The sequence below is a fragment of the Veillonella caviae genome (assembly GCF_003992125.1).
Lineage (GTDB): Bacteria > Bacillota > Negativicutes > Veillonellales > Veillonellaceae > Veillonella > Veillonella caviae.
Genome location: NZ_RQUY01000004.1, coordinates 62,615 through 78,539 on the forward strand (window position 1 = coordinate 62,615; position 15,925 = coordinate 78,539).

Annotated in this window: 15 protein-coding genes; 1 reads left to right on the forward strand and 14 read right to left on the reverse strand. The window is 40.6% G+C overall.

The window, feature by feature from the left end:
- Positions 1-18: 18 nt before the first annotated feature.
- On the reverse strand, positions 19-1,641 hold the full coding sequence (locus tag EO120_RS02525) for a translocation/assembly module TamB domain-containing protein (RefSeq protein WP_127133938.1): 1,623 nt from the start codon (positions 1,639-1,641) through the stop codon (positions 19-21).
- A 265-nt stretch (positions 1,642-1,906) separates the two neighbouring features.
- Here EO120_RS02525 and EO120_RS02530 point away from each other — a divergent pair, with 265 nt between their 5' ends.
- Positions 1,907-2,089 carry a hypothetical protein gene (locus tag EO120_RS02530; protein ID WP_127133939.1) on the forward strand — a complete coding sequence of 61 codons (183 nt, stop codon included), beginning with the start codon at positions 1,907-1,909 and terminating at the stop codon, positions 2,087-2,089.
- Positions 2,090-2,336: 247 nt separating this feature from the next.
- Here the strand turns inward: EO120_RS02530 and EO120_RS02535 are convergent, their stop codons facing one another.
- The 13 genes from EO120_RS02535 to EO120_RS02595 all read right to left on the reverse strand — a co-directional run bounded on the left by EO120_RS02535 (position 2,337) and on the right by EO120_RS02595 (position 15,812).
- On the reverse strand, positions 2,337-2,699 hold the full coding sequence (locus EO120_RS02535) for a P-II family nitrogen regulator (RefSeq protein WP_127133940.1): 363 nt from the start codon (positions 2,697-2,699) through the stop codon (positions 2,337-2,339).
- Between the two features lie 166 nt (positions 2,700-2,865).
- Positions 2,866-4,140: an ammonium transporter gene (locus EO120_RS02540; protein ID WP_127133941.1), complete on the reverse strand. Its 1,275-nt coding sequence runs from the start codon at positions 4,138-4,140 to the stop codon at positions 2,866-2,868.
- A 143-nt stretch (positions 4,141-4,283) separates the two neighbouring features.
- Positions 4,284-4,892: an imidazole glycerol phosphate synthase subunit HisH gene (gene hisH, locus EO120_RS02545; RefSeq protein ID WP_127133987.1), complete on the reverse strand. Its 609-nt coding sequence runs from the start codon at positions 4,890-4,892 to the stop codon at positions 4,284-4,286.
- Positions 4,893-5,056: 164 nt separating this feature from the next.
- Complete coding sequence (gene hisC, locus EO120_RS02550) at positions 5,057-6,139, reverse strand: histidinol-phosphate transaminase (protein WP_127133942.1); 1,083 nt, start codon at positions 6,137-6,139, stop codon at positions 5,057-5,059.
- Positions 6,140-6,346: 207 nt separating this feature from the next.
- The gene (gene hisE / locus EO120_RS02555; RefSeq protein ID WP_127133943.1) at positions 6,347-6,673 is read right to left on the reverse strand and encodes a phosphoribosyl-ATP diphosphatase; all 327 of its coding nucleotides are present in this window, start codon (positions 6,671-6,673) and stop codon (positions 6,347-6,349) included.
- 183 nt (positions 6,674-6,856) lie between these two features.
- A complete protein-coding gene (hisI, locus tag EO120_RS02560; RefSeq protein WP_127133944.1) occupies positions 6,857-7,168 on the reverse strand; it encodes a phosphoribosyl-AMP cyclohydrolase in 312 nt (103 codons plus the stop codon).
- Positions 7,169-7,301: 133 nt separating this feature from the next.
- The gene (gene hisF / locus EO120_RS02565; RefSeq protein WP_127133945.1) at positions 7,302-8,060 is read right to left on the reverse strand and encodes an imidazole glycerol phosphate synthase subunit HisF; all 759 of its coding nucleotides are present in this window, start codon (positions 8,058-8,060) and stop codon (positions 7,302-7,304) included.
- Positions 8,054-8,782 carry a 1-(5-phosphoribosyl)-5-[(5-phosphoribosylamino)methylideneamino]imidazole-4-carboxamide isomerase gene (gene hisA / locus EO120_RS02570; protein ID WP_127133946.1) on the reverse strand — a complete coding sequence of 243 codons (729 nt, stop codon included), beginning with the start codon at positions 8,780-8,782 and terminating at the stop codon, positions 8,054-8,056. The genes hisF and hisA overlap by 7 nt, the downstream gene beginning before the upstream one ends.
- Before the next feature lie 121 nt (positions 8,783-8,903).
- Complete coding sequence (gene hisB / locus EO120_RS02575; RefSeq protein WP_127133988.1) at positions 8,904-9,503, reverse strand: imidazoleglycerol-phosphate dehydratase HisB; 600 nt, start codon at positions 9,501-9,503, stop codon at positions 8,904-8,906.
- Positions 9,504-9,608: 105 nt separating this feature from the next.
- A complete protein-coding gene (gene hisD / locus EO120_RS02580) occupies positions 9,609-10,886 on the reverse strand; it encodes a histidinol dehydrogenase (protein WP_127133947.1) in 1,278 nt (425 codons plus the stop codon).
- A gap of 37 nt (positions 10,887-10,923) precedes the next feature.
- Entirely contained in the window at positions 10,924-12,537 is a 1,614-nt protein-coding gene (gene hisG, locus EO120_RS02585) for an ATP phosphoribosyltransferase (protein ID WP_127133948.1), read from the reverse strand.
- Between the two features lie 251 nt (positions 12,538-12,788).
- Positions 12,789-14,318, reverse strand: coding sequence for a capsule assembly Wzi family protein (locus EO120_RS02590; protein ID WP_127133949.1), 1,530 nt, complete (start codon positions 14,316-14,318; stop codon positions 12,789-12,791).
- Positions 14,319-14,327: 9 nt separating this feature from the next.
- Positions 14,328-15,812, reverse strand: coding sequence for a lipopolysaccharide biosynthesis protein (locus tag EO120_RS02595; protein ID WP_127133950.1), 1,485 nt, complete (start codon positions 15,810-15,812; stop codon positions 14,328-14,330).
- Between the last annotated feature and the right edge of the window lie 113 nt (positions 15,813-15,925).

Genomic DNA, 15,925 nt, shown 5'->3' on the forward strand with positions numbered 1-15,925 from the left:
TTCTCTATTCTACAAACTTCATCGAAGTTTTATATTTTTAAACCGTTCCGATACATTATCTATACGTTGCTTTACTGAATCTAATGATTCTTTCATATCGCTCGGCGGTTTAATATATGCATTTTGTATAGATTTAACATTTCCTTGTATTTCTTTAGAGTTTTCCCCAGCTTGACGGAATCCACTCGTGATACGAGCCATTTGTTCTCCCACCTCATCGTAGGAGCTTTCATCATAGAGAATAAAATTACTACCACCATGTGAAGTAATATTAAGAGGCCCCATGGTGAGTTCCCCATTATCGATATGTAACGCATCAGTACTGATAACAGAAATCGGAGTTTCTACCTTCACATCTGCAAAGGATAAATGACGCCCTTTGTTGTGAAATTGACCAGAAATCCCCTTAATAGGGATGAGCATATAACGACCCTCACCAGACCAAAAATTCCCCCATACCTCCATATCCTTCGGCTGCCCTTGGCTAACAAAGTTGAGGTTTGCCGACACAGGCACGTCAAATTCCGGTGTTTTCAACGCCATACTGCTGTCCAAATCTTTAGCAACACCATACAATTTATAGGCACGAGTATCGATGTTATACATTCCATGAGCCTCTAGTTTCCCCTTGTACACATTGGCAAATACCTCTTTAAAATTGAGAATGCCATCTTGGTATTCCACATCACCTACGATATTTTCAAAGGTAAGTGCAGGGATTTGCAATATAGGCATAGTCACACGACCCGCTGCCAATGGTCGGTTTAAATCGCCAGTAACATACGTAAGCAATGTCATTTTATCATGAATGGAATCGCCAAATCCTAGCGATGACGGGTCTACACCAAAAATGTCCAGCTTCATGTCCACTGTCGGCATTTGACGTTTCTCCAAGGGTTTCATATTGATGCGACCTACCATTTTCACACTATCGCCAATGGCGGTACCACCAAATTTACCGGTGCTAACATCGATTTGTACAGCACTCCGTGTATTAACATCAAATTTAGCATTTACATCATTCATTACATAATGACGGTGCTTTTGAAATAATTCTACTCGACAATTGTGCAATTCAACAGTCATGTCTAACTGTTGACCATTCCAATTGAAGTTACGCACTTGTTTACCTAATTCTTCTTGCCGTTCTTGGGTTGTTTTCTTTGGTTTCTTCGCCCCTTTTTCCGCCTCTTCTAAAGATTTGTTTACATTTGGCGATAGCGGTGCAAAATCAAAACGATTATTATCATCTAAGTCGGCAACGATAACCGCATCATTTAGCTCAATACTACGAATAGCAGAGGCTTTAAAATTCCGCGTTATTACATCCCACATACTAACCCGAATCTTACCACTCGGCACGTGGAGCAATTCGTTCCCTTCCGCATCAGACCATACTAAATCCTCAAAGGATATAGTGCCCCACGGCATCGCATTAAGGCTACTTACCGTAATAGTTCCCCTCATCATAGATTGACTAGCCATAACTTCATTGAAAATGACGCCTATCCCACGACTAGCAATGGTAAAGAGTATAAAAATAATGACCACCCCAATAGAGATGAATGCAGCCAATCCTTTTAACCCCTGCTTATATAATTGTTTATATTTGCTCCAATAAGAGCGCAGTTTCCTCATCATATGTATAGTATAACACTTCCATATAGTTTCAAATAAAATATAACCATACATATTATATATAAGGACTACTTCACTAGCTACTGTACAACCTATATGTATTCCTGTGAAAGCTATATCTTTATGAGTACGTGTCTCAAACATTTAACAATAATAACTTATGAAAGCTATTATTGGGGCAACATCTATTGTATTTTGTACGAAAGAAGAATATAATCTATTTACCAAATTATATTGTATAATCCTTTGATTGCAGGAGGTCTCCATCATGTTACGCAAACTATTGCTTCCCGCTCTTATCGCTACTGTATTTGGCTGTGTTGCTTCTAATGCTTACGTAGTAGAACAAACCCAAACCGACGGCACTATGAAATTGTCCTATCCGCTCGTATATGAAACCAACCCAACCATACGAATTGGGACCATTCGCTGTAGGTGCTACACGCATTGAAATTTCACCAACTGCGGCAGAAGATTTTAACAAGCTCAACAAATAAGAATCCTACCGTCACATGCTCCTATAAACGCTTTACACTACCATATCGAATTCGTGCCATTCAAACTAATTCTATATACATAAAAAGCTGTGCAATACAGGTATGTACTGCCTCCCACCTAATGTTAGACCTAAAAAATCTAATATTAAGGGCGCAGTACAGCATACCCTATGTTGCACAGCTTTTATTATTTAGATGCCATTACGCCTCATCATCTGTAACAGCTTTAGTTCCTCTCGTACCGGTGCGGATACGCATTGCATCTTCCACGTCATATACGAAGATTTTGCCATCCCCTACTTCACCAGTTTGCAAAGTGTCACGAGCGGTATCCATCACCAGATCCACCGGCACATCGCAAACAACCGTTTCTACCTTAACCATAGGCACGAGGTTTACATCGTATTCACGCCCTCTATACACCTCGGTGTGGCCTTTTTGTAATCCACAACCAAAGACTTGAGATACGGTCATACCTTGTACACCAATGCGATTTAAGGCTATCTTTAAGTCTTCTAATTGCTCTGCCCGAGCAATGATATCTACCTTTTTCATTCGTTTCATAATCATTCTCCCTATCGATTGTATTATATTAGGAAACTTTCAGACTCACACGATGGCTATCATGTTAACAATGTACTAGTTAGGAAATTTCCTAACTCACATGATGTTTATCATGTTAACGATGTGCTAATTTCTACAATATTACGTAGCTTTCACCAATCATCATTTATACCAAGGAATTTTGGTCAGATGTAATGAATCGCCCAGAACTCTTAAATTCAGATTGATTGTACGCACCTTCACCATGTTCGCTAATATCAATACCAAGGGATTCAGCGCTGATAGTAACACGCATATCCATAACAATACTAATAACCTTGAAAATGATGAAAGTACCTACTACAGCAAACACAATAGCTACTACGAGAGATATACATTGAGGAGTCAAGAGACCACCACCGTAGAACAGTCCGTCAGCTCCATCGGGATTAACCATTGTTGTAGCCCACAAACCTGTTGCAATGGCACCCCATGTACCACCTACACCGTGAATACCAAAAGCATCGAGAGAATCGTCATAACCGAATTTATTTTTCAAAATAGCGACGGCTACATAACAACTAATAGCACCGATGAGACCAATAGGAATAGATGCTAATGGTGTTACAAAACCTGCTGCTGGTGTAATCGCCACAAGACCAGCAATGGCACCTGATGCAGCGCCTAATACAGTAGGTTTACCACGATGTAATCTTTCTGCAATGACCCAACCAACAATACCGATAGCAGCAGCAATTTGAGTAGTTAACATCGCATTTGCTGCTAAATCGCCCACACCGAGAGCGGAGCCAGCATTAAAACCAAACCAACCAAACCAAAGGATAGAAGCGCCGAGAATCGTCATTGGCAAATGATGAGGAAGCATTGGCATACGACCATAGCCACGACGACGACCGAGTAAAATACAAAGTGTTAAACCAGACACACCAGACAATACATGGATAACAAGACCACCAGCAAAATCTAAAGCTCCTAATTCAGCAAGGAAGCCACCACCCCATACCCAATGAGCCATAGGGTTGTAAATCAAAATAGCCCACAATACAGAAAATACTACAAATGGTGCAAACCGCATCCGCCCCGTTACAGAACCACTAATGATGGCCGGTGTAAGAACCGCAAACATACATTGGAAAGTAACAAAAGCCATTTCAGGAATATTCGTAGCATCCAATACTTCTTGTGCAGTTCCAACTAAGCCAAGCTTATCCAAACCACCAATCATACCACCTATATCATTACCAAAAATCATGGTGTACCCTATGAGAATAAACTCAACAGAAATAATGCCTATGAGAAAGAAGCTCTGCATGATAGTTCCTAATACATTTTTGCTTCGTGCCATACCACCATAAAATAATGCAAGTCCTGGGGTCATAAAAAATACGAGTGTTGCGCACAACAAGACCCACGCTGTGTTACCTGTGTCGATACCTATCATAATAAACTCCTTTCCTACTAAAAGCAAAGACGCCTAGATCCAAAATGGAACTAGGCGCCTTTGCCAAATATTATGTTATGTAAGTATCATACAACTATGTGTACATGTTGTCAATAAATTCTATAGAATATTGTGTTTTAATATTAAGACTTCGTAATCTCCCCAAAAGCACGCAACAAATTAAGCCCTACGGTGCCGCTTTTTTCTGGGTGAAATTGCATGCCATACACGCAGCCTTTTTCCACTATCCCAGGCACAGGAATACCATAATCCGCCGTAGAGGTCACGTATTTAGGGTCTGTATCAGCATAATAAGAGTGAACGAAATATGTATATTGTCCATCTAAGCCACTAAAAATACTGTTTTGACGATGCACTTTATTTTGGTTCCATCCCATATGAGGCACGCGCAAACCAAGGTCCTTAGGGATGGCCTTTACAGTACCTGGAATAATCCCCAATCCAGGAGTAGGACCATACTCTTCAGATTCATCGAACAAGAGTTGCATACCTAAACAAATGCCGAGAAAAGGAATCTCGCGATTCACCACCTCGTGAATGACATCGATGAGCCCCCGCTCACGGAGCACCGCTACTGCCGATGCATACGCACCTACACCAGGCAATATTACACCATCAGCATTCAAAATCGTATCTGCATCGGCAGTGAGCACCGCATCAAGACCGATATACTGCAATGCTTTCTGCACATTAAAAGTATTTCCTGCATCATAATCGATTATGGCAATCATCATTTTATCCTTTCTAGTTATCTATAACATTCCAATCTATCGTACTGTATCTATTAGCTCTCTCTATATCTATAGACTCTGTACATGTATCTATTGACTCTATACATATCTATTAAATCTATACAACAATACAAGCCCTAGTACGATATGCAGACATATAGATTCTATAGGTTTTTCATATACTCGCGCAATAATTCTCGCATAACTACACCGTCCTCTGCGGTCGGTAATGTAACTCGCAGCCAATTAGGCCGTTGTCCACGGCGCACTTGATATCCCTTAGATAGCCAAAGGTCTGCCAGATTATCTGCATTCGGTACAGACATAAATATGAAATTAGCGCCACTTTTATAATACGTTGCACCTAATTCATCTAGCAATTGTTCCCACCGATCCCGCTCTGCCGCATTGTTTTGAATTGTACTTTGTAGAAACTCTTGATCTTTAAAAGCTGCCTCTGCCGCTACTTGTGATAAAGTATTTAAATTGTATGGTAACCGAATCGTTTGGATGTAATTAGCTAATTCAGGGCTGCTCATCATATACCCTACGCGGTAATTAGCTAAGCCATAGGCTTTTGAAAAGGTGCGCATAATGAACACATTAGGGAATTCATCCAACAACTGTCGTGCTGTAGGCACATCACAGGAAGTGACAAAATCAATATATGCTTCATCGATAATGACTAATACGGTAGATGGCAGTGTTTTAATAAAGGCACGTATATCCTCTACGCTTTCATAAGTGCCAGTAGGATTATTAGGGTTACAAATCCATACGAGTCGCGTAGTATCATCTACGGCGCGGCGCATAGCAGCAAAATCGTATTGTCCGGTTTCAGGAATACACTCAACTTCTCGAATCGTCGCCCCTTCGATGAGGCCATTCAACGCATACTCTGAAAAGGTCGGTACACTGATAACGATAGAATTACCAGGCGTAATAAATGTTTTATTAACCATAGAAATTACTTCATCAAGGCCAACGCCGATGACCAGTTGATCTTCTGCTACATTCCAATACTTCGCCAATACGGTGCGCAAGGAAGATGCATTACCATCAGGATAGAGGTTCGCGTCATGATTAGCTACATATTCAATAACTGCTTCGCGCACCTTTGAAGATGTGCCATAAGGATTTTCATTGGCAGACAATCGCACTAATCGCTCAACACCGAGACGTTGTTTGACGGACTCCGCCGGTTCCTCTGGCACATATGGCTTTAATGTACCTATAATTTCTTTCATATTACACTCCTTCTATCCTATTTAACCCTAATCTATATTAGCTCAATATATATCACTATAGTATCTATAGCTAAGATATAAAACTATTATCAGCTCCTATAAACGCATAATAGCCTTACACCTCTATAAGTACATAGTAATTTTACACCCTCTATAAATCCGTAATCATCTGGCAAACGCTATATGCGCATAATAGCTGTGAAAACGTTATAAATCCGTGATAGTCTTACGTTCCTCTGTTTTGCTCACAACACCTTCACGGCTCGCTAATTCTTCTAAAATCGCTTCATAAGGAATGTTTTTTTCTACTAATAATACGAGCAAATGATACAGTACATCTGCTGTTTCATATACTAACTCTTGAGGATCTTCATTTTTAGCGGCAATAACAACTTCGGTTGCTTCTTCACCGACCTTTTTCAAAATTTTATCTAACCCTTTATCAAACAAATAGTTCGTATACGAACCTTCCTTTGGCTGCTCTTTGCGGCCTTTAATAATGGCGTATAATTCATCTAATGTTTGTTGTGCCATCGTTGTTCTCCTCTATGTGTATCCTAATAAAAATGCTCTTCTATATGTATCCTAATAAAAATGCTCTTCTATATGTATCCTAATGAAAACACCATTCTATGTGTATCCTAGCAAAAACGCTGTCAGCAATATAGCACCACACTATCGGTATTCATTATATTGCTATATTGCTTATAATATATATTACTCTACATCGTTAAAAAAGCAGCTCACTGCGCCTGTGTGACATGCAGGGCCATTAGGTTCTACTAACACTAACAAAGTATCGCCGTCGCAGTCTAATTTCAAATCTACCACCCGTTGTACATTGCCACTGGTGCCACCTTTATGCCACAGTTCTTGACGAGAGCGGGACCAGAACCAGGTTTCTTTTGTATCTAATGTCTTATGATAGCTTTCCTCATTCATCCACGCTACCATGAGTACTTCTTTTGTGTTGCTATCTTGTACTACCGTCGGTAGTAAACCGTTGCCTTTTGCAAAATTTGGTTTCATGTAGCCTCCTATATTATAAATAAGTACAATCCACTAGTTTGTTCCTTCTTCTATGCATACGAATACATCATAACTAGCTAGTGTATTACACTAAAAAGACACTGGAAATCCGCCACGACACATTTACATGTATTTAACGTACGGATATGCCTGCATTACGCAATTGTGCTTTCAAATCAGGAATGCTAATTTCTCCAAAATGGAATATAGATGCTGCCAAAGCACCAGTCACACCTGTTTGAGTGAATACATCGATAAAATCTTGTACCCTACCTGCTCCACCAGAAGCGATAATAGGTACATCTACAACGGATTCCAAAGCTTGATACAATTCGATATCAAATCCAGATTTCGTACCGTCCTTATCCATACTGGTTACCAACAATTCTCCAGCACCACGGCGTACTGCCTCAACAGCCCAATCAAGGGCTTCCCAGTCAGTGCGTTTACGCCCACCATGAGTATAAGCATACCATTTACCTGTATCTGGATCGGTTTTTACATCGATAGCCACTACCATGCATTGGTTACCAAATTTTTGAGCCCCTTCGGAAATAAGCTCTGGCCGAGCTAAGGCTGCGGAATTCAAAGATACCTTATCAGCGCCAGCTTTCAGCAAAGCCGTCATATCGTCTACCGTTTTAATACCACCGCCTACAGTGAGAGGCACAAAAACTTGTGCCGAAATATCCCTCACTACGTCGCGCATAGTAGTTCGCGCATCAACGGTAGCGGTAATATCTAGGAACACCAATTCGTCCGCCCCTTGTTGTTCATAGGTAGCCGAAATATCCACCGGACTGCCTACATCTACGAGATTTACGAAGTTGACCCCTTTTTTCACGCGCCCGTCGTCCACATCAAGGCAGGGAATAATTCGTTTTGCTAACATAGGCCCTCCTGATTAAATGCTGCAATTTCTTCTAATGTAATAGTTCCTTCATACAGCGCTTTTCCCACGATTGAATCCATAACGCCTCGTTTAGCCAAGTTCTCGATGTCCTCCATATGGCGCACACCACCAGAGGCAACAATGCGAGCTGCAGGAAATTGAGATTGTAAATTGGCTAACAACTCTTCGTTTGCCCCTTGCATAGTGCCATCTCTATCTACATCGGTAACGATGAAATATTTAGCGCCCCCTTCAACCATAGCAGCGATGAGATCAGTCATAGGCACATCGGATTGGTCTAGCCAACCTTCTGCTGCTACTTTCCCATTTTTGCCATCTACACCGATAACAATGCGCTCTGCACCATATTGTGCCAGTACCTCTTTGGTAAGCTCTGGATTTTTCAGTGCCACAGACCCAAGTATGACACGGTCTACGCCCATATTCAAATACAAATCTATCGCTTCTTTATCGCGAATACCTCCACCAATTTCGAGAATGCCTGTAAAAGCACGGCGTACATTGCGTACAATATCTACATTTACAGGCTTGCCTGCTTTAGCACCATCTAAATCGACAAGGTGTAATGCCCCTACTCCAGCTGTTTCATATTGCTTAGCTTGGTCTACTGGATCAGGATTTATAATCGTTTCTTTTGTAAAATCGCCCTTGTAGAGGCGCACACTGCGGCCATCTTGTAAATCTATAGCTGGAAAAATCATAGGTGCTCCTTTAAAAATACGTGCCTCTATTGCACGAAATGAATCGATAGGTTTGCCCTTCCTATCTAATGTAACATCCTATTCGTCATAGCATTCAACAGGGATGGAAGGGCTTATTCATTTAAATCATTCCCTTTGTAGAATTCACCCCTACAATATCGGGGTTAATAGTTACTGCTTTGCGTAATGCTCGGCCTGTAGCCTTAAACATGCTTTCAATAATGTGATGTGTATTGCGTCCATATTCATTGCGTACATGTAAATTCATGGCGCCACTGACGGATAAAGCTTGGAAAAAATCCTCTACTAATTCCGTTTCAAAATTACCGCCCAATACAGGTGTTGTAAATTCGCCTTTAAACACAATATATGGCCGTCCGCTCAAATCGATAACCACTTGAGTCAACGCTTCATCCATAGGTACCCACGCATCGCCGTAGCGTTCAATGCCTGCTTTGTCACCAAGGGCTTTTGTCAAAGCTTGTCCCAAAGTAATAGCAATATCTTCTACCGTATGATGCGCATCTACGTATGTATCGCCAACGGCTTTCACAATGAGGCCAAATCGACCATGTTTCGCCAATAAATGCAGCATATGGTCAAGAAAGCCAATGCCTGTATCAATTTGAATATCTTGACTGCCCTCCAAGGTCAGTGTAATAGTAATATCCGTTTCTCCCGTTGTGCGGGTCACCGTTGCGGTTCGGTTCTGTGCTGTCATCATAACCTCATGTCCTTAACTATTCCCTACGCTGCCATGCCATTAGAAACCTGTAATGCATGATTTCGCCGAATAGGTACTGCTACTCATATCTGTTAGTATCTATTAATCCTCAAAACGTACTTCGATAGCTCGCGCATGTGCTTCAAGACCTTCGGTACGAGCCAATGTAGTGATGTCCTTCGCCACTTCTAATAAACGTTCTCTCGTGAATTGGGTAAAAGAAATGCGTTTTACAAAATCATATACGCCTAGTGGGGACGAGAATTTAGCTGTGCCACTAGTCGGTAATACGTGGTTCGTGCCACCTACGTAGTCGCCCAATGGTTCGGATGCGTATTTACCAAGGAATACGGAACCTGCGTGCTGTACCATACTCATGTATTGCATTGGATCTGGTAATTGGATTTCCAAATGTTCTGGTGCCACTTCGTTCATCACGGTGAACATGTCCTCTACATTGTCCATAATGGCGATATAACTATTGTTTTCAATGGCCGGTCTTGCCATCTCTTCTCGTGGTAATTGTGAAAGCTGGCGCTCTACTTCATCAGATACAGCGTTAGCAAAACTTTCATCATTAGTAACTAAAATAGCGCGAGCCCGTGGATCATGTTCCGCTTGAGATAAGAGGTCTGCTGCCACATGTACAGGGTTTGCACTACCATCTGCAATAACGCCGATTTCGCTAGGACCTGCAATCATGTCAATGTCCACTTGTCCAAAGACTTGACGTTTCGCAGTAGCCACGTAAATATTGCCAGGACCTACGATTTTATCCACCTTTGGAATTTGAGCCGTGCCATACGCAAGGGCTGCCACCGCTTGAGCACCGCCTACTTGGTACACTGCATCAACACCAGCCAATTTAGCTGCGCCTAACACAGCAGGATTAATGCCATCTTTTTGAGGAGGTGTAACCATAACAATTTCCTTAACGCCAGCAATCTTAGCAGGCAATGCAGTCATCATAATAGTAGATGGATACGCTGCAGTACCACCTGGCACATATAGACCTACTCTATCCAATGGTGTCACCTTTTGACCGCGAATGATGCCCGGCGTATCCATATCTACAAAACCTTGCTCAATTTCACGACTGTGAAACTCGGTAATATTCTTTTTCGCCACCAATAAGGCTTTCTTCAAGTCCTCTGGCAAATTATCGTATGCTTCATCTATAACAGCTTGGTCGATTTTGAAAGTGTCCACTTTCACGCCGTCAAATTTCTCGGAATACTCTTGTAATGCCGCATCACCATTGGCACGTACATGTTCAATAATATCGTATACGCGACGTTCGATCTCCATGTCTGTCGTTTGTTGTGTGTAATTTCTAACAATGCCAAGCATTGTGTTTAATGATTCTTTGTAAATTTTCATCTTATGCCTCATATATGTAATTTATGCCTAAGTCTATTTATTCAGCATCTGCCTTTTCGATGGTTTCTGCCAATTGGTCAATTAAATTAAATATAGTATTTCTCTTTTGTTTCAATGCTAATGGATTCGCCACAAGACGTGTCGATATAGGTCTGAGCCAATCAAAGATTTTCAAATTATTTTCTCGTAATGTAGTGCCCGTTTCCGTAATATCTACAATGGCATCGGCTAAGCCTACGAGAGGCGCTAGCTCCACAGAACCTTCGATTTTAATAATCTCTACATCTTGGGCTCCAAAATATTGTTTCGTAATGGTTGGGTATTTCGTTCCAATTCGTTGGCGCCGACCTTCTTTAGGGTTGTACCCTGCTAAAGAAGCCAAAATAAATTGGCATTTCCCTGTTTGCAAATCGAGCATTTCATAACTAGTGTTGTCTTGTTCATCTAGCACATCACTGCCTACAATGCCAAGGTCTACAACACCATTATTAAGATACGTCGTTACGTCTGGCCCTTTAGCGAGGATAACTTCTAACTGATTTCCCAAAGGGATAATCAACTTGCGCGCTTTATTGCGTAGTGGCTCGCAATCAATACCACAAGCTTCGAGAAGAGGAATAAAATCCTTTTCCACACGCCCTTTGGTAAGGGCGATGCGTAATACATCTACACCCTGTGGGGTGCTTTCACCATTCATAGTCACATCGGTGAGAACGTCCATGTTGAAAGCCATGCCCACTGCTGGCATAGGTACACCATCGAAATTGGATAGCAGATTGTCGTAACGACCACCACTGACAATGTAGGATGACACGCCGTCCACATAACCACGGAACGTGAGTCCTGTGTAATAAGACTGCGGCGGTTCACTAGAAATATCGATACGTACCGTTTGACCTGTAGCCTCAATCTGAGCAGCCACATCGAGGAGATTATCTAACACACGCTGTGCTGGAGCCGGCAAGATAACGGATTGTAGAGCATCTTGAATATCCTGCACCGTACCGAAAAGACGAGGCCATACCAAAAGGAAAGGATAGAGCGCACTATTCTTGTAATCACCGATGAGCTCATTATACCGAGGTAAAAACTTCGTGAACAATGCGTCTAGCAATGTGTCTCGTTCTACTTCGGTAAGGCCCAATGTATCGGTAATAGCACGGGAGAAACGAGCATCGCCAATTTCCAATTGCAAGCGACCGTTGAGTTGCGTATCGTTCACTTCCTTAATGGTAGCAATACACTCCATCTCCGCTTCTAGCCCTTCATAACCAATCATCTCGATACCACCTTGTGTAACTTGGTTAATATCGCCGCGATGCTGCTTATTTTTCATAAGCACATCACCAAGATAATAGAATTTACGAGGCAACTCAATATTCGTAGTGGACAAGAACCGACCTATAGGCATTGTCAAATCAGGGCGTATGACCACAGATGTATCAGAACCATCGAGGAACTCATACATATGTTGACTGCGTCCTAATGCATAACCATTGAACACATCTTTATATTCTACTAGAGGTGTAGAAATTTTTGTATATTGTCGCTCTCGACAAAGACCGAGCCAATATTGACTAATATCATCCTTGCGCTCCGCCACAGACCCTATATCATCGCGGAACCCTGTAGGCAATTGCTTTTGTATCATGGTGAACACCCTTTCCATTATCTATTGATGGTTTACTCAATTTAATATCTATAGCCATTGTAATGACTAGAGTAACTACACACTGTAGAGCACACAACTCATTACATCTGCTTATTATATTATTTGTACAATATCTACACTTTTCTATTTTATCGCTTTAGTGTATTAAAGTATAAAAATATAATAATACGCTTCTATAGAATTGTCAATAGAAGCGTATTAGCAATAATTACATAAAAATTAATATTTGTTTATCTAAAAGACTTCGTCATGCTTACACTCACCAAATAATCATGATTGCGGTTTCCATTATCCTTCAATTGCGCCCAGCCTAGACGACCATTTAAGCGAATATCATCCTTAATTTTATGACTACTATCAAGCCAGAAAGCAAGTGTGCTTGGATTATGAGACTGTAAACGGTTCATATCTATGTACTCCACATTAAATCCAATGCTATTTGCGTGCTTGTCATAATGCCCAATCCTAGCATAAAAACGTTTGGAATCAGTTCCCATCGCATCGCCAATGATATCGCCCTTGTGCGTATAACCATCAGAGTATACCCAGTGATTATACCACGCTGGATTAGTGCGACCTATTTCAAAACGAGCGTCCCAATTCCCTTCGGTATCAAGCTTAGGAACATAAACACCTGCATTCCATGCTAATTCAGATAAAGATGGTATCCCCATAGAACCCGTAGATTGATCTTCACCATAAATACTGCCATACACTTGAAGAGATGGTAATTTCCAGCTAATATCATAGCCTGCTAGACTATTCCATTTATCTGCAGCACGAGTTTCAGCATTTTTACCTGTAAAGAATCGGCCCCAATCACTCCAGCCCATATGTCGACCTTCGCCACCTGTAATAGCCAGTAAACTAACTCCCAAGTTCAAACGCTTAGTCGGCATAATTTCCATACGAGCCCCCACGAGTTCTGGGCCTTTAACATCATTGCGTCCGTCAGATAATTTACTATAAAAGACCGTAGGTTTAATCGCCCCCAACCAATGAAGCTTCCCACCAATATTGATGTTCTCTAAAGAGGATAGCTTAATGCCTACTTGAGCTTTAGCATTATTGGTAATCCCTAGCGCACCACGTGTACTAGGTCCCCACCACATATCATCCTTACCAATCTGAACTTCCATAGACCCAACATAGGTTTTAGCATACCCTTGTGCCAATGATGCTTCATGTGTATCTCCACCCAAGTCAAATCGAGGTGTCACTGCTATAGCCATGTGATTCCCCAACGTTCCTTCGATAGCTAAAGAAGCAGATCCATTGAGGCCATTATCATAATGATAGCCGGCACGATTAGTAGACCACGGTTGATACGTAGATGCCGTTGCCTTAGGTCCCCGATTTTGATTAATAGATCGACCATCGGTTGCTGCCAATTCCAACTGGCCTTCTGTCACCTTAATATCATAAGCATTGCGTCCTGTTTCCAATGCTTCTAACTCTGTAGCAAACTCCTTATGGAGCTCTCCCAACATGGAAAGGACATAATCTGGATTAGAAGATTTTCCTTGTGCTACTTGCTCCATTTGAACTAACCATTTTGCCACTTGTAGACGACTATACGATTTCGTTGTAGGACGAGCTTCTGGCAAATACCCTACTGCATCCAATTTATCTACATAATCGTAAACATAAGATCCTAATGGCACATTAGGAGACACTTGGTGTTGCGCATTAACATCTCCTGTCATACATCCAGTCAGGGCCATAGCTGCCAAAAAAGAGATAATTTTATAAGATTTCATAAATAACTCCTACTTTCTGAAAAATTTTTTCTCATACTCATTAAAACTGAATAAATAATATAAGCCAAACAAAATGATAGTAAATAACATAATTCCTACTATTAACCATTGCCAGCTAACAAGAGAGACAAACTCTACAACAATACAACCTATACCAGTTAATATAAGCGTAGAAATAATTATGCTGGACACAGATTGCCAAAAACGCTTAATATCCAAATGTAGCTGATATGCATAATACCAGTTCATACAAATTGCATTAACAATAAATAAAGCTATACCTGATGCTAAAGCCGCTCCAATCCCTCGTCCATAATATGCCATGGGAATAGCTACACCTATATTAATTAGTGCTAATAATCCATACACACGAGCCCTAAATCCATACACATTTTTAGCTTGCATAATTGATAAGCCTATGTTTTGGATTAAATCAATCGTAAATGGAATTAAAATGATAATAGTAATAATATAGGCATCTAAAAAGGAGTCGCCAGCCCAAAGCCTAATAAATTGACGACCAAAAACAATAAAAGCCCCTAACACTAATCCTAACAAATAGGTCTGTAATCGACCAATCTTAATCATCAAATCTGACAAATCTTTATTAGATGCTCGATTAGTAACCATTTCTGTTACATGTGGCAAAAAAACACCACTAATAGCTAAGGATAGTGCCATGTAATTCATATAAATAAGAGATGCAATAGAGTAAACTGCCACTTCCGCAGTCCCCCACATAGCACCTAGAATGATTTGATTGGTTTTCCAAAAAATTTGATCTGCAATAGCTACACAAAAAACAGCAAATGCCAATACCTTAGCCTGATTAAAAATATCCTTATCAAAATAATGGAACACAATTTTAACCTTTAACCGACTATAGGCATACCAAATTTTTATCATAACCATAATCAAGTTCATTACAGTTAAAACAGCTACCATAGCTAATGCTGTAGGCCACTGTTGCATGACAGCAATAACTGCAAGAGGTTGTACAATGAGTTGAATCGTACTCAAGCCACGCAAAAAAATGAACCGTTCATTAGAATTAATAACTGATTGATATAAAAGTCCAAATAAAGTAACCCCTACATTAACCATTAATAAGAGGAAAATATGTTTTGCCTGTACAAGTTCGGCAGCAGTCAAACCATTGGCAAAAATAACATCTAAAAAATTATATATAGTCGCACCAACTAAGAGCATAAGGCAAATAATCCCAGCATATATGCGTTGCATAAGAGCTAATAAATTCTCCATTTTAATGGTATCTTTTAATGCCTTATATTTAGAATAAAACCTTACCGTTGTCGTACTCAAGCCAAAATCCATAACGGCTAAATAAGCAACAACAGAGCCCATAAGTTGATACAAACCATATTCATGTTTTCCCATATAATGAAGCAGGAGCGGCACATATACAAAGCCTAATACGGCTTGTATAAAAATATTAAGATACGATAGCAAAGCCCCTATTCGACGATTTGACATAATTAACTCTCTCAAAACTACTCATATTCTACTGACCTACTAAACAATCAACACTATTTCGAGCAAAATTTCAAAATATCACGATCAATTTTTATCTGTCCATTTTAGTATAA